The organism is Paraburkholderia sediminicola (assembly GCF_046026855.1).
Classification (GTDB): domain Bacteria; phylum Pseudomonadota; class Gammaproteobacteria; order Burkholderiales; family Burkholderiaceae; genus Paraburkholderia; species Paraburkholderia sediminicola_A.
This window is the reverse complement of record NZ_JAQQET010000001.1, coordinates 145,675-169,358: the sequence shown is the minus strand read 5'-3', so window position 1 is coordinate 169,358 and position 23,684 is coordinate 145,675. Positions and strand designations below refer to the sequence as shown.

At 63.3% G+C, this 23,684-nt stretch carries 16 protein-coding genes; 8 read left to right on the top strand and 8 right to left on the bottom strand.

Annotated elements, in window-relative coordinates; genetic code table 11:
• Positions 1-22: 22 nt before the first annotated feature.
• Together PQR40_RS00720 and PQR40_RS00715 are read left to right on the top strand one after the other, a co-directional pair.
• On the top strand, positions 23-736 hold the full coding sequence (locus tag PQR40_RS00720; RefSeq protein WP_408237039.1) for a response regulator: 714 nt from the start codon (positions 23-25) through the stop codon (positions 734-736).
• Complete coding sequence (locus PQR40_RS00715) at positions 733-2,124, top strand: ATP-binding protein (protein ID WP_408508201.1); 1,392 nt, start codon at positions 733-735, stop codon at positions 2,122-2,124. The genes PQR40_RS00720 and PQR40_RS00715 overlap by 4 nt, the downstream gene beginning before the upstream one ends.
• Here PQR40_RS00715 and PQR40_RS00710 read toward each other — a convergent pair.
• The 4 genes from PQR40_RS00710 to PQR40_RS00695 form a co-directional block, all read right to left on the bottom strand.
• Positions 2,069-2,335 (bottom strand): hypothetical protein, encoded by a 267-nt coding sequence (locus tag PQR40_RS00710; RefSeq protein ID WP_408394397.1) that lies wholly within the window; start codon positions 2,333-2,335, stop codon positions 2,069-2,071. The genes PQR40_RS00715 and PQR40_RS00710 overlap by 56 nt on opposite strands.
• A 183-nt stretch (positions 2,336-2,518) precedes the next feature.
• Positions 2,519-2,866, bottom strand: a complete 348-nt coding sequence (locus tag PQR40_RS00705) for a DUF1634 domain-containing protein (RefSeq protein WP_408339859.1) — start codon at positions 2,864-2,866, stop codon at positions 2,519-2,521.
• Positions 2,863-3,753, bottom strand: a complete 891-nt coding sequence (locus tag PQR40_RS00700; RefSeq protein ID WP_408508200.1) for a sulfite exporter TauE/SafE family protein — start codon at positions 3,751-3,753, stop codon at positions 2,863-2,865. Before PQR40_RS00700 ends, PQR40_RS00705 begins: the two co-directional genes overlap by 4 nt.
• Entirely contained in the window at positions 3,750-4,496 is a 747-nt protein-coding gene (locus PQR40_RS00695) for a GntR family transcriptional regulator (RefSeq protein WP_408237025.1), read from the bottom strand. Before PQR40_RS00695 ends, PQR40_RS00700 begins: the two co-directional genes overlap by 4 nt.
• A gap of 348 nt (positions 4,497-4,844) precedes the next feature.
• Between PQR40_RS00695 and PQR40_RS00690 the strand changes: the two genes are divergently transcribed.
• Positions 4,845-6,077 (top strand): alkaline phosphatase family protein, encoded by a 1,233-nt coding sequence (locus tag PQR40_RS00690; protein WP_408394399.1) that lies wholly within the window; start codon positions 4,845-4,847, stop codon positions 6,075-6,077.
• A gap of 4 nt (positions 6,078-6,081) precedes the next feature.
• Positions 6,082-7,302 carry a cytochrome-c peroxidase gene (locus PQR40_RS00685; RefSeq protein ID WP_408508199.1) on the top strand — a complete coding sequence of 407 codons (1,221 nt, stop codon included), beginning with the start codon at positions 6,082-6,084 and terminating at the stop codon, positions 7,300-7,302.
• A 151-nt stretch (positions 7,303-7,453) separates the two neighbouring features.
• On the opposite strand, the gene PQR40_RS00680 is transcribed toward PQR40_RS00685, so the two are convergent.
• Complete coding sequence (locus tag PQR40_RS00680) at positions 7,454-8,380, bottom strand: LysR substrate-binding domain-containing protein (RefSeq protein WP_408241736.1); 927 nt, start codon at positions 8,378-8,380, stop codon at positions 7,454-7,456.
• A gap of 168 nt (positions 8,381-8,548) precedes the next feature.
• On the opposite strand from PQR40_RS00680, the gene PQR40_RS00675 reads away from it, so the two are divergent.
• Genes PQR40_RS00675 through hisC form a run of 4 tightly spaced genes read left to right on the top strand, consistent with a single transcriptional unit; the run spans position 8,549 to position 14,125 of the window.
• Positions 8,549-9,838: an MFS transporter gene (locus PQR40_RS00675; protein WP_408241733.1), complete on the top strand. Its 1,290-nt coding sequence runs from the start codon at positions 8,549-8,551 to the stop codon at positions 9,836-9,838.
• Between the two features lie 52 nt (positions 9,839-9,890).
• Positions 9,891-11,576, top strand: coding sequence for a thiamine pyrophosphate-dependent enzyme (locus PQR40_RS00670; protein ID WP_408241730.1), 1,686 nt, complete (start codon positions 9,891-9,893; stop codon positions 11,574-11,576).
• A 10-nt stretch (positions 11,577-11,586) separates the two neighbouring features.
• Complete coding sequence (locus PQR40_RS00665; RefSeq protein ID WP_408241727.1) at positions 11,587-13,020, top strand: aldehyde dehydrogenase family protein; 1,434 nt, start codon at positions 11,587-11,589, stop codon at positions 13,018-13,020.
• On the top strand, positions 13,013-14,125 hold the full coding sequence (hisC, locus tag PQR40_RS00660; RefSeq protein WP_408241724.1) for a histidinol-phosphate transaminase: 1,113 nt from the start codon (positions 13,013-13,015) through the stop codon (positions 14,123-14,125). Before PQR40_RS00665 ends, hisC begins: the two co-directional genes overlap by 8 nt.
• 127 nt (positions 14,126-14,252) lie before the next feature.
• Here the strand turns inward: hisC and PQR40_RS00655 are convergent, their stop codons facing one another.
• The 3 genes from PQR40_RS00655 to bcsZ form a co-directional block, all read right to left on the bottom strand.
• On the bottom strand, positions 14,253-16,949 hold the full coding sequence (locus PQR40_RS00655; RefSeq protein WP_408508198.1) for a hybrid sensor histidine kinase/response regulator: 2,697 nt from the start codon (positions 16,947-16,949) through the stop codon (positions 14,253-14,255).
• Between the two features lie 780 nt (positions 16,950-17,729).
• Positions 17,730-22,484: a cellulose synthase subunit BcsC-related outer membrane protein gene (locus PQR40_RS00650; RefSeq protein WP_408508197.1), complete on the bottom strand. Its 4,755-nt coding sequence runs from the start codon at positions 22,482-22,484 to the stop codon at positions 17,730-17,732.
• Complete coding sequence (gene bcsZ, locus PQR40_RS00645; protein WP_408241711.1) at positions 22,475-23,683, bottom strand: cellulose synthase complex periplasmic endoglucanase BcsZ; 1,209 nt, start codon at positions 23,681-23,683, stop codon at positions 22,475-22,477. Before bcsZ ends, PQR40_RS00650 begins: the two co-directional genes overlap by 10 nt.
• Between the last annotated feature and the right edge of the window lies 1 nt (position 23,684).

Below are 23,684 nucleotides of genomic sequence, written 5' to 3'. Positions count from 1 at the left end.
GCCTAAACCGAGGAGCTCTCGCATGGATCGCCCCGCCAAAATCATCGTGCTCGACGACGAAGCCGAACTGCGCAACATGCTGCAGCGCTTCCTGCGCGGCCACGGCTTCGACGTACGTATCGCGGAAGATGGCAAACGGCTCGACCGCTATCTGGAACGCGAGCCGTTCGATCTGCTTGTGCTCGATCTGATGATCGGCGAGGAGGACGGCCTCGCGATCTGCGCCCGCTTGCGCGCACAAGGGCAGACGTTGCCGATCCTGATGCTGACCGCGAAGGGCGATCCGCTCGACAAGGTGGTCGGCCTCGAAACCGGCGCCGACGACTATCTCGCCAAACCGTTCCTGCCGCGTGAACTGGTGGCGCGGATCAATGCGCTGCTGCGCCGCCAGAAGATGGCCTCGGGCGATGTCACCGTGACCTCGCAGAGCGTGCGTTTCGGCGATTTCAGTCTCGACGTCGGCAAGCAGCAGCTGTCGCGTGCTGGAGAACTGCTTGAGCTTCATTCGGCGCAGATGCTGTTGCTGGTCGCGCTGGCTTCCTCGCCGAACCGGCCTGTGAGCCGTGACAATCTGCTGGCGCGCGCCCGTGGCCGTGAGCACGATGCACTCGATCGCAGCATCGACGTGCAGGTGCTGCGGCTGCGGCAGATCGTCGAGGACGACCCGTCGAAGCCGCGCTTCATCAAGACCGTGTGGGGTGTCGGTTACATGTTGATCGCGGACGTCGACTCATGACGCGCTCGCTGCTGCAGAGGGCGCTGCCGAAAACGCTACTGGCGCGCAATATCGTCTTGCTGATCGTGCTGCTGATGCTGAGCCAGATATGCGTGCTCGGCGTCTTGCTGCACTATGTGCAGCGGCCTCGCGTCGAACGGGCGGCCACGGTGTTCGCCACCTACGTAACGACGCTCGACAATCTGCTTCAGGCCACACCGCCTGGCGCGCGTGCCGATTTGACCGCACGCCTCGACGCTCGCGCGCAACTCCCCGCCGAAGCGGCTGGTGCGCCGCCGCCTGGTCTGATGCACGCCTATCGCACGTATCAACGCAACGTGTTTCTCGAGAGCTTGCGTGCGCACCTGCCCGCCGACATGCCGGTGCGCTGGCAGTCCGAAGGCGGTCAACGGATGTGGATTCGCATGCACGCGCCAGCCGATGCGCCGCGCACGCCGTACTGGATCGCGCTGCCGATTCCCGAGGACGCGCAAGGCGCCGGACTCGACGCGGCGATCCTGCTGTCGCTCGGTCTGGGTGCACTGGCGGCGCTGACTGGCTACGTGATCCAGCGCCATCTCAACCAGCCGCTCCAGGAATTGACGCGGGCCGCGCGCCGCGTGAGCGCCGGCGAAACGCCCGCGCCGTTGCCGACCGATGGTCCTGCCGAGATCGCCACGGTAAGCAGCGCGTTCAATCAGATGACGCATGCGTTGCAGCAAGCCGAAGCGACGCGCGCGCTGATGCTGGCCGGTATCTCGCACGATATCCGCACGCCGCTGACCAAACTGCGCCTTGCGATGGCCATGGCGATGCCGGACGGCAGCGACAGCAGCTTCGTGGTCGCCGCCGAGTCGTACCTCGATCAGATCGAGACGATCTTGCAGCAGTTCATGGACTACGCGGGGAGCGGCGAGCGTGAAGCGGTGGCGCCCGGTGATCTGAATGCGTTGATCGAACGGCTGGCCGGCGATTTCGCGGGGCTGGGGCATGAATTCGAGTTGTCGCTCGCGAACTTGCCCGCTGTGGCTTACCGGCCGATCAGCATGATGCGGCTCCTGATGAACCTGATGCAGAACGCGATCGTATATGGCGGGACCGGGCTCGCTGTGCGGAGTTGGACCACAAACGAAGCGGTGTATGTCGCGGTCGGCGATCGTGGCAAAGGGCTTTCGGCGGAGGAGTTGGAGCAGCTAAAAGCGCCGTTTCAGCGTGGCCGCAATGCCCGCGCGCACAGCGGTGGCACCGGGCTCGGGCTTGCGATTGTCGAGCGGATCGCGCGGCTGCACGGCGGCAGCCTGCAGTTTCATGCACGCGAAGGCGGTGGCCTGGAAGTGTGGGTGGTGTTGCCGCTCATTTCCGATCCAGCCACGCATCCAGCCCGACGCGGAACGCCACGCCCGCTATAACCGGCACGGTCAGCATGAGAATGATGCCGAAGTTGGGAATCTCGTCGCCGTAAGTGATCGGACCGTAAAGCACGACCGTCGCAACGATCGCGAAGACCACGACGCCGACTGCAACCATCATAAGATTGCGCGCCACAATGGACAGATCCTTGCGCTTTGCCTTGCCCGGCTCGGTGCTGGAGGTGGGGACTTCGTCGTGTTGGACGGGCATGATGGTTCTCGTGACTGGAAGAAGTGCCGCGCAAGACGCGGCTGCCAATGCAACTTCAAAACGCGTGACAAAACGCAATGACAAAATGCATTACAACGCGTGCATTACAAATGTGCAGCGGTGGGTCGAACGCCGACCCGTGCACGATCGGCATCATACCCGGGGTCGTTCGTGCCGCGCACATCAGGCTGCGCCGGCCAGTAATCCCGCAGCGACGATCACCAGCACGAGGGCGGCAATCGCGCTGAACCGGTAGTCGCGTTGATGCAGGAACATCCCTAACATCAATATAAGCCGCATTATCGGCAGCAGGATAAAAAGCGCGATGCCGACGCTCACAATATGCATGCCGGCCGACGCTGAAAGCAGTCCGGTGGGAATTTGCAGGCCGGGAAAAGCGCTTCGAAGGCTGGCTGGAAGGCTAATTGCAAGGCCGGTCGCAATCGTGCCTGTTGCCACCCATGTGCCGTACTGCAGGAGCTTCGCCAGCCAGTACTCGAGCCGTGCCCCGCTCGACGCGATGCGGCTCATGCCGGCGCTCCGGAAAGATGGACGCCGAATGCTTCGAGCAGCATCTGCACGGCGAGCAGCGCAAGCACCACGACAAAAAGCACGCGCAGTTTCTCGCCCGATACGCGCGTGAGCACGCGCGCGCCGAGCACGGCGCCCACGACCGAGCCCAATGCCACCGGGCCGGCGATCGCGACCACGATCTCACCGCGCAGGAAGTAAGCACCGGCGCTGGCCGCCGCCGTCACGCCGATCATGAAATTGGACGTGGCGGACGAGACCTTGATTGGCAAGCGCAGCGCCGTGTCCATCGCCGGAATCTTGAGGACGCCGCTGCCGATGCCGAGCAACGCCGAAATCAACCCTGCGCCGTACATCAGGGACAAACCCAGCGGTACACGTTGCACGCGATAGTCGACATCGCGTCCGAGTGCGCGATCCGGATAACTCGAATCCAGTTGCAACGATGTGCCCCACGAATTTGTGCCCGGCGCGTTGGCGCCATAGCTGGCGATCGGGTCGGCACGCCGCGCCAGCATTTGCTGGGCGGAGAGCAGCAGAATGACCGCGAAAATGAAAAACAGCACGGGCACCGGGATAAGCCCGCTCAGCAGCACGCCGGACAACGCGCCCAGCGTGGTGGCGGTTTCCAGAACCACGGCGAGACGAATATTGGTCAGGCGACCGCGCAGGAAGGGCGCTGCACCGCCGCACGAGCAGGCGATCACCGAAACGATGCTGGCGCCAATTGCGACGTGAATATCGAGGTGGCCGAACATGGTCAGGATGGGCACGATAAAAATGCCGCTTGCCATGCCAAGCATGCCGCCCAACGCGCTTGCCCCGACTGACACCGCGAAGAGCCACAGCGTGTAGCTCAGATCCATCGTAGCCTGCGCGCCGGTCATTGGCCGTTCGGCTTGCGCCGGGCGAGACGGGTGACGAACTGGATCTGATCGCCACGGTAGTACAGCTTTTCATAATCGACCGGACGGTTTTCGTCGCAATACGAGGTTCGCTCGATCAGGAAAATCGGGCTGCCCACGTCGACCTCGAGGGCCTGCGCAACGGCTTCGTTCGCGGCGATCGCTTCGAGCCGGTATTCGGCTTCGATCAGCGGAATGCCGTACTTCTCTTCGAGCAGCGTAAAGATCGGCTCCGCCTCCAGATCGTTTTCGATGATCTTTTCGCCGATGTCTTTCGGTAGCCAGGTTTCGTCGAATGAAAGCGGTGTGCCGTCGGCGATACGCACGCGCTGAATATGGACGACGGGCGTGCCCGGTTCGAGCGCCAGTTTGCCGGCGACGGCCTCGCTCGCGGTTTCGATTTGTCTCGCTAGCAGCCGGGCGGTGGGATGGCGGCCCTGCGCACGCATATCTTCGACAAAGCCGCTCAGCTCGGTGAGCGGCTGCGTGAGGCGCGGCTGGGTCACAAAGGTGCCCTTGCCGCGGCGGATTTCGATCAAACCGCGCGTAATCAGGTTCTGCACCGTTTTTTGCAGCGTGGTGCGGCTGATGTTGAAGCTCGCCAGCAGGCTTGCTTCATTGGGCAACTGCGTGCCTGGCGGATACGTGCCGTCTGTGATCCGTGCGGCGAGTACGGCTTCGACCTGCGCGTAGAGGGGGAGTTGGCTGTTACGGTCACTGTTCATCGTAGACATCATGACGTCATGATGTCTTGGTGTCAAGGCGCGATTTCGGGCGTGGTGTGGGGAAAAGCGAGAAATGGGGCGCGGTTGGACAGGGAGCCTTTGATTGCGTCCTGCAGTCGTCGTTTCCCCTTAGTCGGGATGGACTACGTGCGATTGAACCGGCGGTGTTAACCTCGCTTTGCACCAGAAACGGCGGTCCCGATCGCGGAATACGCCGTTTTTTTTGCCAGTGGGCAGCACGGGTAATTACATGCCCAGTGATTCAATCCGATTTAGTTCGTCATGCAAAGCAATTGGGATGTATGTCGATTCGATCGGATCAGGAAAACACAATTAAAAGGGAAGGGAATGTCAAAACGCACCTTGATGCGCACACTTTTCGCTGCCATTTCTGCTGTCCTCGTAGGCGCTATCGTCGCCGCGTGCGGCTCGTCGTCCTCGTCGCTCAATGTGACCGGGCAGCAGCAGATCAAGCATGTTTTCGTCATCACGCTCGAAAACGAGAACTATGCGGCTACCTTCGGCGCAAACAGCAAGGCGCCGTATCTGTCGCAGACACTGGCTTCGCAAGGCGCGCTGGTGCAGCAGTACTACGGCACGGGGCACGTGAGCCTCGACAACTACATCTCGATGATCAGCGGTCAGGCGCCGACACCGGAAACGGACAACGATTGCCCGATCTACCAGGACTTCAAGTTCGCGGGTATGACGCCGGACGGTCAGGCAATCGGCTCGGGCTGCGTGTATCCGGCGAGCATCAAGACGCTGCCGGACCAGCTGAAGGCCGCTGGTTTGACATGGAAGGGCTATGAAGACGACATGGGCAACGACCCCACGCGCGAAGCCGCTACCTGCGGTCATCCGGCGCTCAACACAACCGACCTCACGCAGGTTGGGCAAGCGCCGAGCGCGGCCGTGCCGCTGGGCGACCAATACGCAACGCGTCACAACCCGTTCATGTATTTCCACTCGATCATCGATTCGCCGGACTGCGGCCAGAACGTCGTGAACCTGAACAAACTCACAACCGACCTGCAATCGATCTCGACCACCGCCAACTTCAACCTGATTACGCCGAACCTGTGCGACGATGGCCACGACGCGCCGTGCGTGAATGGCCAGCCCGGCGGCCTGACGAGCGCGAACACATTCCTGCAGAAGTGGGTGCCGATTATCACCGCCTCGCCGGCATTCCAGCAGGACGGTCTGCTGATCATCAACTTCGACGAGAGCAGCTATGCGTCGGTGACCCAGCCTTCAGCGGGACAAACGCAGTTGACTTTCGCGGGTACAACCTGCTGCAGCCAGCAGCCGGGTCCGAATCTGCCGGCGTTCCCGGAGACTTCGTCGCTGTCGTACAAGGGTGCGACGATCAACCTGACCAAACAGAGCTTTGGCGGCGACCAGACCGGTGCGGTGATGATCTCGAAGTTCATCAAACCGGGCACGGTGTCGACAGTGCAGTACAACCATTACTCGATGCTCAGGAGCATTGAAGACATTTTCCAGCTGGGTTATCTCGGCTACGCGGGGCAGGCTGGCCTGGTTGGGTTCGGCAACGACATCTTCACGAACCTTTAAGCCGATGACGGTTTCCGCAATGCGATTCGCAGCGCTCGCCGTGCTGGCGGGCGCTGTACTGCTGCCGATGGCAGCGGGTGCGGCGCCGAACGACGTGCCGCCTACATACAGCGATGCCGCTGCGCTCGGCAAGCTGATGTTCTTCGATCCGTCGTTGTCGGCCTCGGGCAAGATGTCGTGCGCGATCTGTCATAGCCCGTCGCATGCGTACGGGCCGCCCAACGGGCTGGCCGCGCAACTGGGTGGACCCGACATGCGCTCGCAAGGCACGCGCGCCGTGCCGAGCCTGCGCTACGTGCTGAACCGTACGCCGATGTGGAGTCATGCGCAGGCGGCCAGTCTGTCCGAGCGCCTGAGCGAAACGGACAACGTGCCGGTTGGCGGCTTCGGTTGGGATGGGCGCTTTAACCGTCTGCACGATCAGGCGAGTTTCCCGTTGTTCAATCCGGACGAGATGGCCAACCGGGATCCGGCGGCGGTGCTCGCGAAACTGGAGCACGCGCCGTACGCGGCGCGCTTCAGCGAAGTGTTCGGCCAGAACATTTTCACCGACCCCAGCAAGGCATTCACCCAGGCGATGTATGCCATCGAGCGCTTCGAGCTCGAAGACCCGAGTTTTCATCCGTACACCAGCAAGTTCGATTACTACCTCGACGGCAAGGTGCAGTTGACGGCACGCGAATTGCGCGGCAAGAAGCTGTTCGACGATCCGGCCGCAGGCAATTGCGCCTCGTGCCACATCGATCAATCGGGTGTCGATGGCTCTCATCCGCTTTTCACCGACTTCAACTTCCAGGCGCTCGGCGTGCCACGCAATCCGGACTTGCGTGTGAACGCGGATCCGAAGTACTTCGATATGGGTTTGTGTGGACCGCTGCGTACCGATCAGTCTAGCGACAGAAGCAACTGCGGACTCTTCAAATCTGTGTCCCTGCGCAACACGGCAACGCGGCATGTGTTCTTCCACAACGGCCGCTTCCATACGCTGAAGGACGCGCTGCGTTTCTACGTTCAGCGCGATACGAATCCGGCGAAGTGGTACCCGACAGATGCTCACGGCAAGGTCGATAAATTCAACGACTTGCCGGTTGCGCTGCGCGTGAATGTGGATACGACCGACGAACCGCTCACGCGCAAGGTGGGCGAGCGCCCCGTGTGGTCGGAGCAGGATATCGACGACGTCGCCGCTTTCCTCTCCACGCTGAACGACGGCTACAGAAGATAGTGACCGGACGAGAGCGGGGACGCTTTCGAACCGGAGGCATACGCTGGCAGCGGAGTGACCAAGGCGCGGCGCTTTATTATTTCGCCCCTGGATCTGCGGGTGGATGAAACATCGCTATTTGAATTGGACCACTTGCCCGCTCTTGCCGGGCTCATCGTTCTTCCCCCCTGATCCCACGCCCGATCTTCGCGAACGACACCAGCATCGCCGTCAACGCCGCCGCGATCGGCGACAGCGGCGGGCTGGCGCGATGAACGATACAGATCGTGTAGACCTTCTGCGGTTCGCGGATCGGAATGCGTGCCAGGCCGTCCCGCATGAGGCTGTGTGTCAGCACCGCTTGCGGCAGCGGTGCGAGCAGATCGGTGCGGGCGATCAGCGATAGCGTGTCGAACAATGAGTCGCACACGACGGCGACATTTGGCCGGCCGAGCCCAGCCTCGGCGAACAGGTCGACGATGCTGCTGCCTGGCGCGCCAAGGCTATCCGCCACCCCGGTGATCACCCATTCACAATCGACCAGTTCCTTGATCGAGCGGCTCTTCGCAAGCGGGTGATCGCGTCGTCCGACGATAGACGGTTCGGTCGGAAAGAGCGGAATGATGTGCAACCCAGCGGCGTCGAAAGGTTCGGGTACCGGCGTGATGGCGATATCGAGTTGCCCCGACCGTACGGCGGGCAATAACGAATGTGACAGGCCGTGCGTGACGTGAAGCCGTGCCCGTGGATAACGGCGGCGAAACTCGGGCAGCACGGCCGGCACCAGATGAATCGACGGCGCGGGCGACACACCGACACCGACTTCGCCTGCTTCGTCGCCGCGCAGCTGGTTCAGGTCCGCTTCGGCGCGGTCGCATTCGCGCAGGATGATCGCCGCGTGTTCGAGCAGGCGTTCCCCGAATGCGGTGAGGGCGACCCCGCGCGAAGTACGAACGAACAGTGACGCCTGCACTGACGCCTCCAGTTTCGACACGCTCTTGGTGAGCCCCGCCTGCGACACATCGAGTGCGCGCGCCGCCGCGCGCACCCCACCCTGGTTCACGATTGCCGTGAAATCGCGCAATTGCTGCAATGTCATGTCGTTACTCCGTGGGTCGATAGTGATCGCTAAAGGCGATCATGATAGCCAAAAAAGGCTTTCGTGGTTATCTCTAAGGTGACACGATTCAGTCAGGCAGGAACCCGCGCAGTCGGGGCACGCCCATCCAGGAGCGAACTGGAAAGACCCCTTCAGGAGGTTGGAGACATGCAGGAATTGTTCAAACACCGTCGCGTGATTTTTGCGTCGACGATCGGTAACGTGCTGGAGTGGTACGACTTCATCGCCTTCGGTTATCTGATGGGCGTGATCTCACGCCACTTCTTTCCGGCCACGGCCGGGTCGTCGGCCACGCTTCTGACCGCAGCGACATTTGGCGTTTCGTTCGTGGCGCGTCCGGTCGGCGGCATCGTGCTGGGCATCTATGCCGACCGCGTGGGCCGCAAGGCGGCACTGTTGCTGGTCATCGCAATGATGACCGTGGCGACCGCAATGATCGGTCTTGCGCCGACTTACGCGCAGGCCGGCGTGGTGGCGACCGTCATCATGGTGCTCGCCCGTGTTCTGCAAGGCATTTCGGCCGGTGGGGAGTTCGGCAGCGCGACGTCGATGCTGGTGGAATCCGCGCCTGCCCACCAGAAGGGCCTGTTCGGCAGTTTTCAGATGTTTGCGCAGGCGGTGGCCGGTGTCCTCGCGTCGCTCGTCGGTGTACTGATCACGCAGGGCCTCACCCCGGCGCAACTGGAGTCATGGGGCTGGCGGCTGCCATTTCTGTTGGGCCTGCTGATCGGGCCGGTCGGGCTGTATATCCGTAACCGGGTGGACGAACCCGAACTCTTTCGCGTGACGCGGGAACGCGAGCCGAGCCTGCCGTTCGGGCAACTGCTGCGGGTTTACTGGCGCGAAATCGTCATCGCGAGCGGGCTGGTGGCGGGCACCACCATCATGCAATTCGTCTTCAACATCTATATGCCAACCTACGCAGTGCAGTACCTGCGGATGCCGCCGAGCACGCCGTTCGTCGTGATCGCGATATCGGGCGTGGTGCGCATTCTGGCATGTCCCGCATTCGGCGCCTTGTCCGATCGGGTCGGACGCAAGAGCGTGCTGGCGTGGGGGTTCGTGTTCAGCCTGATTGCTGTGTGGCCATGCTTTGCCTGGCTGAAGGCCGACCCGGCCATGAGCACGCTGCTCGCGATCGAATTGCTGTTCGGCGTGCTGGGCGCGGCGGTGCTTGGCCCGCTTTCCACCGCACTGGCGGAGATGTTCCCCGTGAGTGGACGCTCCAGCGGTCTGTCGGTCAGCTACAACCTGTCGACCACGGTTTTCGGCGGCTTTACGCCGCTCATTGTGACGGGACTGATTGTCGTCACTGGCGACCGGATGGCTCCCGCGTATTACGTGATTTTCGGTGTCCTGCTGGGTCTTGCCGCTGCGTTGGCGCTACCCGGAGCAGCCGCGAGACCGATGGCGCAAGACGCGCCACAACACGGTTGATGCGGCTCAGACATCGAACTCAAACCTCTCCAATTTGCAAGGAAGTGACTCCATGAATATGACCGGCGGACAAGCGCTCGCGCAGCAACTGGTGCGTGAAGGCATCACCGATATTTTTGGCATTCCGGGTGTCCAGCTCGACTGGGCCGTGGAAGCGCTGCGTCAGCAGAGCGACCGGATCCGCTACTGGGTGCCGCGTCATGAACAGGCCACCGCGTATATGGCCGACGGCTATGCACGCACGACAGGGCGCATCGGCGTCAGCATGGTCGTGCCCGGCCCCGGGCTGCTCAATGCGATGGCGGGGCTGTCGACCGCCTATGCTTGCAATTCACGGGTGCTGGCCATTACCGGCAATATCCATTCGAGCGGGGTCGGCCGCGGCTACGGGCTGTTGCACGAAATTCCGAACCAGACCCAGGTGCTGGCCAGCGTGACGAAATGGCAGGGCAGTGCAGCGTTGCCGCAAGCCATTCCAGGGCTCGTGCGCGAAGCGGTGAAGCAGTTGCGCAGCGGGCGGCCGCGTCCGGTCGGCATTGAAATTTCGCATGACGTATTGAGCGCGAGCGCCGATATCGCGCTCATCGATCCGCCTGCGAATGAAGATGATGCCGGCCGTGTGCGGCCTGATCCAGTCGCCATTGCCCAGGCCGCCGGACTCCTTGAGCGGGCACGCTTTCCTGTGATCTACGCGGGTGGCGGCGTGCTGGCCGCTGGCGCGAGCGAGGCGCTGCGCCGTTTTGCGGAGAAATTGCAGGCCCCGGTCGTACTCGACGATAACGCACAAGGCGCCTTGTCGAGCCGGCATCCACTCGCGCTGAATACGCTCGGCGGTCGCGCCGTGTTCCCGCACGCCGATGTCGTGCTGGTGGTGGGCAGCCGCTTTCTCGACATCATGACGCCTGCGCCGTCGTGGCCGGGCGCAGGCATCCGCTACATCTATCTGAACGCCGACGCGGCCGACTGGTCGGCGCCACGCGCGCCGGGTCTCGGGATTGGCGCCGATGCGCGGCTCGGTCTCGAAGCGTTGTGCGACGAACTGAGCGGCGTGCGCCGCGCGCCCCCGGCCGACCTCGACATCGTGCGTGCGTGGGCTCAGCGTCAGGCCGACGAGATCGAGCCGCAGAGTGCCTACACACGTGCGTTGCGCAGTGCGATTCCCGACGACGGCATCCTCGTCAACGAACTGACGCAGGTCGGCTATTTCGCGCGGCTGATGTATCCGGTCTACCAGCCGGGTACGTTCATCACGCCGGGCTATCAGGGCACGCTCGGTTACGGGTTCGCCACTGCGCTCGGCGCGGCTGCCGGCAACCCGGGTCGTGCCGTGGTCAGCATCAACGGCGACGGCGGCTTCGGCTGGAACATGCAGGAGCTGGCGACGGCGCGCAAGTATGGCGTAGGCCTTGTCACGGTCGTATTTAACGACGGCCATTTCGGCAATGTGCGGACGATCCAGAAACAGACCTTCGGCGAAAACATCGCGGTCGAACTGTGCAATCCGCATTTCGATCGACTTGCCTCGGCCTTCGATCTGGATTTCGAACGCGTGACCAACCCGCAGCAGCTTGAGGGGGCGGTACGCAATGCGATTGCCGCACGTGCGCCTGTGGTGATCGAAGCGCAGGTCGGCGAGATGCCGAGTCCCTGGCATCTATTCCGCCTCAAGGCGCCGCTCAAGCTGGCAGGCCGCGAAGCGCCGCCCAACCCGCTTGGCGAACCGGCCAAGGCGGCATAAGGGGAAGGGCGTGGAAAATTTTGATACTTTCTATTGCGACGGTGATTGGGTTCCCGTTGCCGGGCGCGACAGGCTCGCGGCTTTTGATCCGTGCACCGAGCGTCAATTTGCTTCGATTGCCGTGTGTGATGCGGACGACGTGGATGCGGCGGTTGCCGCGGCGCGGCGCGCGTTCGGTGGTTGGTCCGCCACGCCGGTTGAGCAGCGCTGCGCGGCATTGAACCGCGTGCGTGAGGGCATTGCGCGGCAGCTCGATGGCTTCGCCGCCGATCTTGCCCAGGAGATCGGCGCGCCGTTATGGGTCTCGCGGCAGATGCAGGTGCCGATGCCGTTGCGTAATCTCGAACTGGCGATCGAGGCGATCGGTTCGATGGCGCTTGAAACAAACGTGGGCCACTCGCTCGTCGTGCGTGAAGCGGTGGGTGTGGTAGCGGCCATCACGCCATGGAATTTCCCCTTGCATCAAATCGTCGCCAAGGTTGGCGCGGCGCTCGCGGCCGGTTGCACGGTGGTTCTCAAGCCGAGCGAGTTAGCGCCGCTTGCCGCTCGACGCTTTGCCACAATTGTTCACGAAGCCGGTCTGCCGCGAGGCGTGTTCAATCTCGTATGGGGTGATGGGCCGGGCACAGGCGCGGCGTTGGCGGCCCATCCCGAGGTCGACATGGTGAGCTTCACCGGGTCTCTAACGGGCGGGCGTGCAGTAGCGCGCGCTGCGGCCGATTCCGTGAAAAAAGTCGCGCTTGAACTGGGCGGAAAGTCGGCCACCATCCTGCTCGACGACGCACCGCTGTCTGACGCGGTGTCAACGGTGCTGCGCCAATGCTTCACGAACAGCGGCCAGATTTGCGCGGCACAGACGCGGCTGCTGGTACCGGCCGTCCTGCTGAGTGAAGTCGAAGCCCTATGCGCGCAGCACGCCCGGGACTGGATCGTAGGCAATCCTGATCGTCCGGAGACCCGGCTCGGACCGGTTGCCAACCGCCGTCAGTTCGAGGCCGTGCAGCGTCATATCGGCACCGCGCTCGCACAGGGGGCGCGGCTCGTGACTGGCAGTGCCGGCCGCCCCGTTGGTTTTGAGCACGGCTATTTTGTGCGACCGACCGTGTTTTCCGCCGTGACACCAGACATGACGTTAGCGCGTGAGGAAGTCTTTGGTCCCGTGCTGGCGCTGATGAGCTACACGGATGTAGAAGACGCTGTGGCGATCGCCAACAGCACGCCCTATGGATTGTCGGGCGGCGTCTGGAGTGCCGATGCGCAGCGTGCGCTCGGCATCGCCCGGCGCCTGCGCACGGGACAGGTCGTCGTCAACGGCGCACCGCAGAATCTTGCCGCGCCGTTCGGCGGCTATCGGCAATCGGGCATCGGACGCGAAAACGGACGTTACGGTGTCGAGGAATTTTTCGAATTGAAGGCAATACAGGGAGGCTGTACCCATGCGTGATACCAGCGAAACGGCACCGCGACTGCCGGCCCACATTCGTGCGACGAAACCGTATCAGCCGGGTAAGCCGATTGACGCTTTGGCGCGTGAAATAGGTGTTCAACCCGAAGCGATCGTCAAGCTGGCCTCAAACGAAAATCCGCTCGGCATGAGCGCGGCAGCCCGTGCTGTTCTGACGGATGCCGGCACTGAGCTGGCCCGGTATCCCGACAACGATTGCCATGCATTGCTAGCCGCGTTGTCGCGCAGGTTCGACGTGCCGGCCGAATGCCTGGTGCCGGGCAACGGTTCGGAGTGCGTGCTGGGATTGGCCGCCACTGCGTTTCTTGAACCCGGCCGCAATGCGGTCTATGCCCAGTACTCGTTCCAGGCGTTCGTCAATGCCGTGCAGCGCACTGGCGCCGCACACAAGGTGGTGCCGGCACATAACTACGGCTGCGACCTGGAGGCGATGCTCGCCGCCATCGACGAGAATACCGCGCTTGTCTACCTTGCGAATCCGGGCAATCCGACCGGCTCGTTCGTATCGGGCGCGGCGCTGGAGCGCTTCCTTACTGCAGTCCCGAGCCACATCCCGGTCCTGCTCGACGAGGCGTATAGCGAGTATTTGCCGGTCGACGACTGTTATGACAGTCTGGCATGGGTGCGGGGCTTTCCCAATCTGATCGTGACCCGAACGTTTTCGAAGGCGTATGGACTGGCTGGCCTGCGAGTCGGATACGGTGTTGCGCAACCGCCGTTGGCGGCATTGCTGAACCGCATCAGACCGGCCTTTGTGGTGACGGCGCTGGCAGAGCGCGCAGCCGTAGCGGCGCTCAATGACGAGGCTTTCCTTGTGCGCAGTTGTGCTGAAAACCATAAGGGGCTGGCGCAACTCTATGCGGGCTTCGATTCGCTAGGCTTGCACTACCTGCGTTCGCGCGCGAACTTCGTTCTTGTTCAGGTAGGCGATGCGGCCATGGTCAATGCCAGCCTGTTGCGTCAGGGCGTAATCGTACGGCCTGTCGGTGTTTATGGATTGCCGGACTGGCTGAGGATTTCGGTCGGCACGGGAGCCGAGAACTTGCGGTGTCTGGCAGCCTTGCAACAGGCGATGCAAGCTTGAATGCAATGTGCCTTTCGGTAGGCATGCGAATGAGTTAGCCGCCTTGCTGGATGTTGCAAAGCGGGTCTTTCAGATGTATCCGGTCCACTCGCCAGCGGGTGAGGCCGCGAAATTAACGGAGGCGAGCCTAGGAAGCCGCCTCCGTGTGATCGAGCCACTCCGCGAGCTCGCGCCGTAACTGCGAGATATCGAGCGGTTTGCCGAGCAGTCGCGCGCCGGGGATGGCCTCGCCGATCTCGGCACTCCTGCCATAGCCCGACACCAGCAACACGCGGATATCCGGCTGCTGCCGCAGCAGCGCACGCGCCAGGTTGTCGCCGGACATGCCGGGCAAGGTCAGGTCCGTGAACAGTATGTCGAAACGTTGCGCGGGCACGAGCGGCAGCGCTTCTTCCGCGCTCGCGACCGCCGTGCAGTCGAGACCCAGCGCGCCGAGCAGTTCGCTGACTGCGTCGCGCGAATCGGGGTCGTCTTCGACCAGCAGCACGCGAGCCGGCGTGCCGGGTTGGTGTGACGGCGGACTTGCCATTGAATTCCCAGGCGAACTCCCAGGCAGACCCGCCGAGGCGTTGGCGGGCGAGCTTTCTCCTGCGGAGTTTGGCTCGTGCAGCGGCATTTCGCGCGGATCGGACGCTGCGAATACGCCGGCTGGATCGTAGACCGTGCGTGGCACGCAGGGGGCGATCTGCCCGTCGCTCATGTCGGCGGCTCCAGCGCGCAATACGCCGCGCACCTTGCGCGCGAGATCGTCGCGCCGGTACGGCTTGGAAAGCAGCGTGATGCCGGCATCGAGTTTGCCGTGATGGACGATCTCGTCGCGCGTATAGCCCGAGGTGAAGAGTGTCGGTACCGAGGGCGAGCGCGCCGCCGCACGCTGCGCCAGTTCCACGCTTTTCACCTGGCCTGGCATCACGACATCGGTAAACAGCAGATCGATCGGCACGTCGCTTTCGATGAATTCGAGCGCCGCGTCGCCACTCGATGCCGTCAGCACCTTGTAGCCGAGTTGCGCGAGCATTTCGACGGCGGTCAGGCGCACATCCGCATCGTCTTCGACCACCAGAATCGTTTCGCCGCCGCCCACCGGCGTGGCGGTCTGATCGACGGCTTCGGCTGTTTCCGGCTCGCAGCAGCGCGGGAAAAACAGCGAGACGGTGGTGCCGCGTCCTACTTCGCTGTCGATCAACGTATGGCCACCGCTTTGTCTGACGACACCGAACACCATGCTTAATCCCAGGCCGGTGCCATGGCCATCGGGCTTGGTCGTGAAGAATGGTTCGAACACGCGTTCCAGGATTTCGGGCTTCATGCCGGCGCCGGTATCGGTCACCGAGAACACTACGTATTCGCCCGGCGAGAGTTCCGGCTTGCCGTGGCAAAACATCGAGTCCAGCACGCGGTTGGTTGCGCAAACGGTGAGCGTGCCGTCGGCTTGCATCGCGTCGCGTGCATTGATCGCGAGATTGAGCAGCGCGTTTTCGAGTTGATTGCGATCGGCCTGCACGTGCCACAGATCGTCGCTCAATACCGTTTCGATCCTGACGGTCTCGCCGAGCGCGCGGTGCAGCATCTCGCTCATGCCGGCGAGCAGGCGGCGCGGGTTCAGCACGGTCGGCGAGAGCGGCTGGCGCCTCGCGAAGGCGAGCAGATGCGCGGCCAGTTTCGCGCCGCGTTTGACGGCATCGGTCGCGGCGGACAGCCGCCGCAACGTGGCCGGACTGTCATTGGCGTCGGCGGCGAGCATCTGCAGATTGCCGTTGATCACTTGCAGCACATTGTTGAAGTCGTGGGCGACGCCGCCTGTGAGGCTGCCGATCGCTTCCATCTTTTGAGCCTGGCGCAACTGCTCTTCGGCGGCCGCCCGTGCCGCGACCTCGTCGGTAACGCGCTGTTCGAGCGTTTCGGTCAGTTGGCGCAGCGATTGTTCGGCGATCTTGCGTTCGTGAATGTCGATCAGCACGCCGGGAAAGCGGGTCGGCTCCCCCTGTTCGTCGAATTCGCACTGACCGTTCGCCTGCACCCACATATAGTCGCCATCGGGGCGGCGAATCCGGTACTCGGCGCGAAACGGCTGGCCGGTGCGCATTGCTTCGATCGTCATGCGGTCGTTGAGCGGCTGGTCGTCCGGATGGATCACTTGTGTCGCGGCATTGCGCTCGACCCCGGTCGCGGCCTCTTCGAGCGGAAACGAAAAGGTGCGCGCGAAACGTTCGTCGCCGGTGACGGTGCCGGTGCGCACGTCGAGCACCCAGGTGCCGAGCACGGCGCCGGTATTGAGCGCGAGTTGCAGCCGTTCGTTGGTCTCGTGCAGCTCCGCTTCGGCACGCTGCCGCCAGCGTTCGGTGAGGACACGCGTGGTGGTTTCGACGACCATCGCGAGTACGCCCGCGGGTGCGCCGCTATCGTCGGCGACCGGGCTGTAGTAGAGGTCCATCCAGACGTCTTCAGGCTTGCCGTCGCGCAGCAGGACCAGTTCCTTGTCGCGATACGACAGGGTGCCGCCGGCGAGACACGTGAGCATCACATGCCGGTTGAAATCGGCGATCTCCGGCCAGCCGTGCTCGACCGGACAGCCGAGCAGATACGGATGCCGCCCGCCCGCGAATATCGCGTAGGCGTCGTTGTAGATCATGTAGCCAGGCTTGCCCCATAAAAGCACGAGGGGCACGGGCGAGGCGAGCAGCATTTGAACGGTGGCGGTCAGACTGCGCGGCCAGCTTTCTATGGCGCCGAGGTCGGTCGCGGCCCAGTCGAATTCGCTGATGCGACGCGCCATTTCCCCGTTCCAGCCGGGGCAACCATGGTCTTGTGCTGGAAAGGGCATTGCTGCGCTCCACAGAGATCACGTCAACGAGTATGTCCCCACTCTGCCGGCGCGCATGACGCGCGCGGATGTTCAGCAGGAGGCGGGATGAATCTTCTGCCGTGCACCGCGAGCCGGCGCGAAGCGGCCGGGCGGCAGCGATAATTGTAGGTCACAACGCTTGCCTGGTGGCGTATCAGAAGGGGCTGTGCGGGTTTAGCCGACCCATCGGCGCGAACTGTCTCGCAACTTTTACCTGCGTTGCTCAAGTAAGCACGCGGGATCCGGAAAGAAGCGCACATGTCGCCGGTTTTGATTGCATGTCGGCTGCTTTGGCGCGACCCGGGCGGTGTACCTGGGCGGCAGGAAAGGGGACGGGCGTGTTTGGGCGATGCAATGATAAGTCGGGGTTCCGAGCAAAACACGAGCACCAAAACGCGGCGAAGGCGTTAAGAAGTACCCTTCGGCGCGCGCAGCGCCGCCGGAAGTATGACGCCCTTGTCACGAGAGCGGAGTGCGCGAGAGCACGGATTCCAGATGCACCACTACCGCGACTGTGCGAGGGACCCGCTTATGAGCTAGCGGTTTGAGCTGCTTTCTTTTGCCTACTTTTCTTTGCAGCAGGCAAAGAAAAGTAGGTGCCTGCCCCGCACAGGGGCGACGCTAATAATCCAATAACAATTCAAGGAAAGGCCAACACCATAAAAACACAGACAAGCGCCGCACAGGCAAACAAACCAGAAAAAACGGCACCACCACAAAACCACCAACAATGCCGTCGCCAAAGACAAAAACCGATCTCTAATTCGACAACGACAAATACGGCGAACTAAGCGGCGTAGGCGGAAACGGCTGCAAGCCCGTCTGTTTACTAAAGCTATACCGCACATAAACAGCCGCGAGCCACTCGCGATATTCGTAAGCATTACCGAGCGACGCAGTCGCCCCAAACGCCAGCTGCGGCGCAAGTTGATATTCCCCCACCGCGCTAAGCGAATAGGAAACCCCCGTCTTACTCTGGCCAGGATAAACCGCACCACTATCAACACCCGTACCAACGAAAGCAGCATTCGCTGCAGCCGTCGCCTGCGGCGCAGAAGAGTCGTTGAGCGGGAAATAATTCGACGAATCCTGCCGATAGTGCTGGACGCCGATCGAGCCCTTCACGTCATAGGTAAATGCACCATTGCGCCCCGTCCATTCAACCGGCAGATTCAGAATCACGTATTGCTGCGGACTGAAGTACCCGCCCTGACCGTACGTGAAGTACGAGAGGTTCTTGTCGTAACTCATCAGCGTCGTGTTAACGCCGATCGTCAGCGTCTGATCGGCATCCTTCAGCAGGCGCGTGTAGACCCCGCCGCCGCCTTTGACTGCGTTATTGCTCGCGACGTGAACGCCCTGGTAGTGCTGATACGCAGCGTTCACATACAGGCCGCTGGTGCCGTCGTCCCATGCAAGGCTGCCGAGACCGCCGTTGGATGTGACGCCGCCCCATTCGAGCCCGGAGCCGGAGTCGCGCGCGCCGGCATACGACAACAGGCTGTCCGTCACGGCGCGACGTGCGACAGCCAATGAATACGACACCTTGTCGGTAATGGCGCCGTTGTATTGCGCACCCCCCACGATGGTCTTCTCGAGGAAACCGAGCGGCGTCACGCCGATATCGCCGCTGATGTTGCGGCCTTCGTATCCGAGCGATAAACCCACGCCATTCGCAGTCTGGCTGCCGTAAGTGTTGGTGCCGGCAATCGCCGCCGCCTCGGACTTGCTGTTGGACAACCCCGCGCCGAATCGCGCGAGCGTCGAGACATTCCCCGAGGCGCTACCGGCATCCAGCGTAACCGGGGTCGCCGTCACGACGATATGGCCGTTGCCTGCCTTGATACGCCCCTGAATGGGCGCTTCGATATCGGTGAGCGTCGACAGGCCGTCCTCGCCCGTGCGGTTGCGGAACACGATCCCGCCCGACACGGTGCTCGACTGCTCGCGATTGACCTGCGCCAGTTCTTCGGCCACGCCGAGCGTCTGCGTGTTGGCGACGTTCGGCTGCGGGTAGTTGCCGCCATTACCATTCGCGCCAGGTTGTTGCGGGTAATACGGCTGCGCATAACCGGTCGGCGGCTGCGGGATATACGGCTGCTGTTGCTGCGCGTAATAACCCGAGCCCTGATTCGGATAGGGCTGATAAGGCTGCTGACCGTAAGCCTGCTGCGCGTAGCCCTGTTGTTGCTGCGGATATGGCTGCTGGCCGTAATAGGGCTGTTGCTGCTGCGGATAACCTTGCTGCTGCCCATACGGCGCCTGCGCATAAGCTTGTGCGCTGCGCGTGCTCTTCGACGTGCTTTGCTTCTTGCCGGCCGCGTGTTTCGTGCTCGTGGTCGAGCCCGTGTAACGCGGCTGTTGCATCGAACCGGCGTTGGCTTGCGCTTCGCGTGCCGCGGGCGACATCGGCCACGGCGTGGGCGCATAGCCGTCCGGCGCCTGTTGCTGATACTGCGGCTGTTGAGCGTATCCGCCCTGTTGCGGGTAACCGGTTTGTTGCGGATACCCCGCCTGCTGCGGATACCCGCCGTTGTACTGCTGCTGCGGCGGCATCTGCGTTTGCATCTGCGGCTGGCCTTGTCCCGGGTACGGCTGCAACGGCGCGCCCGACTGACTCGACCCGTTGGTCCCCTGGCCGTAGCCACCGGTGTTGGTATCGGGCCGCGGCGCGTTATAGGGAACGGCGGTGGGCGCGGCGTTCGGCGAATACGGCTGCGCAGGCGTCGTATAAGGCGCGACATAAGGCGTGGGCTGCGAGGGAGGCGGATAGTTCGGCACGGTCTGTGACGGCAAGGAAGACTGCGAGTACGGAAGCGACGCGCGCGCGGCATTAAAGCCACTCTGGCTAAGCGCGGCATTGTCGGCGTCGGTCGGCGTGACCGTGGCGGTTTTACCTTCGAAGGGATTGGTGCCTGGCAGTGGGGTCGCGCCGATCCGGCGCATCGCGACTTCCCAGCCGCGCGGCACGTTGCTCGGCGCATTGGTACGTGGCGCGTTGGCCATCAGCGGCGCATTGGCCGCGACCAGCGAGCGCTGCAGATAAGTCGACGCGAGCGACAGTTTGCCTTCGGCGCGATACATGCGGCCGACCGTCGCCAGCACGCCCGGGTCTCCTGGCGCCGCAGCGAGCGCCTGATTGGCGAGCGACTCGGCGTAGCTGAACTGTTTCGCACCGACCGCCGCGGGAATCGTCGCTTGCAGCAGGTTCAGGTCGTCGGGCTTGCGCTGCAGCGCGACGCGGTAACTGGCGAGCGCATTGCGGTCGTCGCCGGCGCTCGAATAGAGGCGGCCGAGGGCGGTTTGCAGATCGGGATTGTCGGGCATCGCCGCCAGCCACGGCGCGATCACATCGTAGGCGCCGGCGAGGTCGCCGCGCTGACGCACCACGTCGCATTGCTTGATGACGATGCCCAGATTCAGATTGCCGAAATCCGTGCGCTGTTGCGGCGTCAGTTGCATCGATGCGAGGCGTCGCATCACCATGCCGAGTTCGGCGTCCTGCTGCGTGGCGGACAGAATGCCCGCATATTGGAGCAGCAGATCGGTATTGCCGGGCGCCGCGGTCATCGCGCTGCGCACAAGGCCCAATGCGCGATTCGGGTCGCCAGCTTGCTGATATCCGGCCGCGATCACGCCGATCAGTTCGGGGCTGTTGCCGGCGACCGGTTCGGCCGCGTGCAACGTCGCCAGCGCTTGTTGCGACTGGCCGTTGCGCGCCATCCGCGTCGCGAGGTCGGCCTGCTGATGCACCCACAGGCGGTGTTGCAAGGTCGTCATCGCGTCGGTGCGTTGCGCGACCGGAATCCGTTCGAGTTGCGCAAGACCGGCAGCCCAGTCCTGCGTTTCTGCCGACAGCAACGCGCTCGCATATAGCGCGTCGGTCATGTCGGGATGCGCGGCGAGCAGTCCGTCCATCATGCTGCGGGCATTCGCAACCGCGCCCTGACGGACGTAAATGCGCGCGAGGTCCAGACGCAGCCAGGGGTCGTCGGGATCGTTCAGCAGCGCGTCTTCAAACAGGCTGCGCGCGCTGCCGAGATCGCCGCGCGCTTCGGCCGCGCGCGCCTGCGCTGCCTGCGCTTCGCCACGCAGACGGTTGATGCCGCCGGCCTTCGACTGTTGTTCGGTGTTCAACTGATTGGCAAATTGCAGCGCTTCGTCGCCGCGGCCTTGTGCGGCGAGCGCGCCGACCAGGCCGCGAATCGCATCGGGATTGTCGGCCTGGCGGCGCAGCGCCATCCGGTAAGCCTGCTCCGCGCCGACCGGGTCGCCGTTCGACAGCAGCATTTCACCGAGCAGCACCTGCGCCGTGACGTCGGACGGATTGAGCGCGATTGCCCGTTCGAAGAGTGCCTTCGCCTTGGCGAATTCACCGTTGCTGCGTGCGCCGATCGCGTCGCTGGTATAGGTCCAGTAGGTCGCGCTATCGAGCGCGGTTTTCCAACGCGCCGGATTGCCGCTGCGCGACGCGCGTTCCAGATAGTTACGGGCTTCGGCGAAGCGTTCCTGCTTCAACGCTGCGATACCCATGCCGCCGAGCGCGTCGGTGTCGTTCGGACTATTCGCCAGGATTGACGAAAACTTCGCGCGCGCCGTGCCGAGATCGTCACGATCGAGCGCGGCAAAACCGTCGGCGACGGCGCGGCCGCGGGCGTCGACAGAGGCATTTTGCTGTGCGCGATCGCGAGCCGACTTGTCCTGCTGAACCATGGACTCGAAGCGCGCCTTGACCGCCGCGTCATCGGTCGCGCCTTGCAGATACGCTTCGTATAGCGCGGCGTCGGAGGGCCGCGCGTCGAGCCACAATAACGCCTGACGCCAGCTCTTTTTCGCCGATGCGCCGACCGTGCTGTCGGCGGCAAGCTTCTGCAGCCGTGCAATACCGTCGCGGCGCGTCACATCGCGATACGTCAGATGCTGTGCGTAGGCGAGGGCGTAGCGCGGGTCGTCGGGGTTATCGCGTGTGAGCTGTTCCAGGCCGTGGCGCGCCTGATCCCAGCCTTGCGGTGTGGCCGAGAGCGCCTGGTAGTACTCGAGTTGCAGTTCGGGTGTCGCCGGCTTGCCGTTCAACGCGCGCTGATACTCCTGTACGGCGCTCGCGCTTTGACCAGTTTGCGCAAGGCGCCTCGCGTCATTGACACTCTGGTCACGCTGGCTCGATTCGCCAAGACGGCGGCCCAGTTCGTCCAGATTCGGATAGTTCGGCGCGACCGCTTTCAGGCGCGCCAGATATTGCTGCGCGCCCGCACCGTCCTTGCGGTCGGCGAGCACCATGCCCATGCCGTAGAGCGCATCGGGTTGCTTCGGATCGATACCCAGCACTTTCTGCCACGCCTGCTCAGCGAGGTCGCCACGGTGATGCGTTTGCCAGTACTTGCCCTGATCGATCAGCACGCTCAGAGGATCTTTCGATGCCTGCGCCAACACGTCAGGCGAAGCCGTCGCCACGCAGCAGACGGCCGTGAGGCTCAGCGCGAACCGCAATGAAAACGCGAGGGCGCTCAATCGCATGCATTTCTCCAACTCGGCACGAGACGGCCGGCTTCGTCGAAACGATAGCGACCGTCGATGAATCCGGTGCCGAACAAGCCCAGCACACGATCGTAATAAACAGGTTCACGGCCCGGCACGCTGGTGTCGAGCACGGCGAGATGCGTGCGCGCGAGCCCGAGGCCGTGCTCGTCGCCGAGCGCCTTGAAGTACGGCGCGAGCGCGCCCCAATAGCTCAACGGTCCTTCGCCGCTTGCCGTGCCGGTGGTCGACGAGACCTTCTCGGGCGGAATGCCGGTTTGCGCGACTCTCGTGCGCATGCCACCGAGCGCCGCGAGCCAGGGTTTGGCAAGCGGATCGGCGGGCGACGTGAGGCCGGCCCACAGGTAGACGCGGATCGCGTCATAGCTGCCGGTGTCGCCATCTTTGGGATCGACCACGAACTGGCCGTTCTGCCATGCTGCCCAGTCGGGCGCGAAGCCTTGCGGCGCCGTGGTCTTGATCAGCTTGTAGGCGCTATCGGCGAGCTTGGCCCACGGACCGTTCGGCATGTCCTTTGCCAGCGCGCGTAGCACCGGCAACGGCAGATAGCTCGGATTCAGGCGCGTCACGCCGCCGTCCTTGAAACCCTGCGGTCCGGGCAGCAGCATCGGGCCGACGCCCGGCAACGTGGTCACTTCCTGGCGCGCGATCTGCGCGGCGAGCGCCTGGCCGAGTTGCGTATAACTTGCCTCACGCCACAGGCGGCCGGCTTGCAGCAGATCGTAGGCGATCCACAGGTCAGAGTCGGACGCGGCATTCTGATCGAGCACGCCGAACGAGCCGTCCGGTTTCTTGCCCCAGAGCCACGACGGCAGCCGGACATTTTGCGGATCGAACTGATTGCCCGCGAGATTGGTGCGAGTCCAGTTCAGAAGCCGGTCGAAGGTGGCGCGGTCGTTCGCGACCAGCGCGAAGAACAGGCCGTACGACTGGCCTTCCGAGGTGGTCTTCAGCTGTGGCGATGAATAATCGATCACGCGGCCATCGGCTTGCACGAAGTGTTCGACGAACGTGCGGTATGCCGGCCAGTCGTTGTTGCACGGACCCGTCTGGGCGGGCGTCGACGTGCTCTGGGCGACCCTGATGATGTTGGCGAAACTCGTGGCCGCCGCGAGGACAAGTCCAAGACCAAGCCCGAGCGTCAGCGCCACGCGTGTCTTATTGGTTCGAACCCGCATA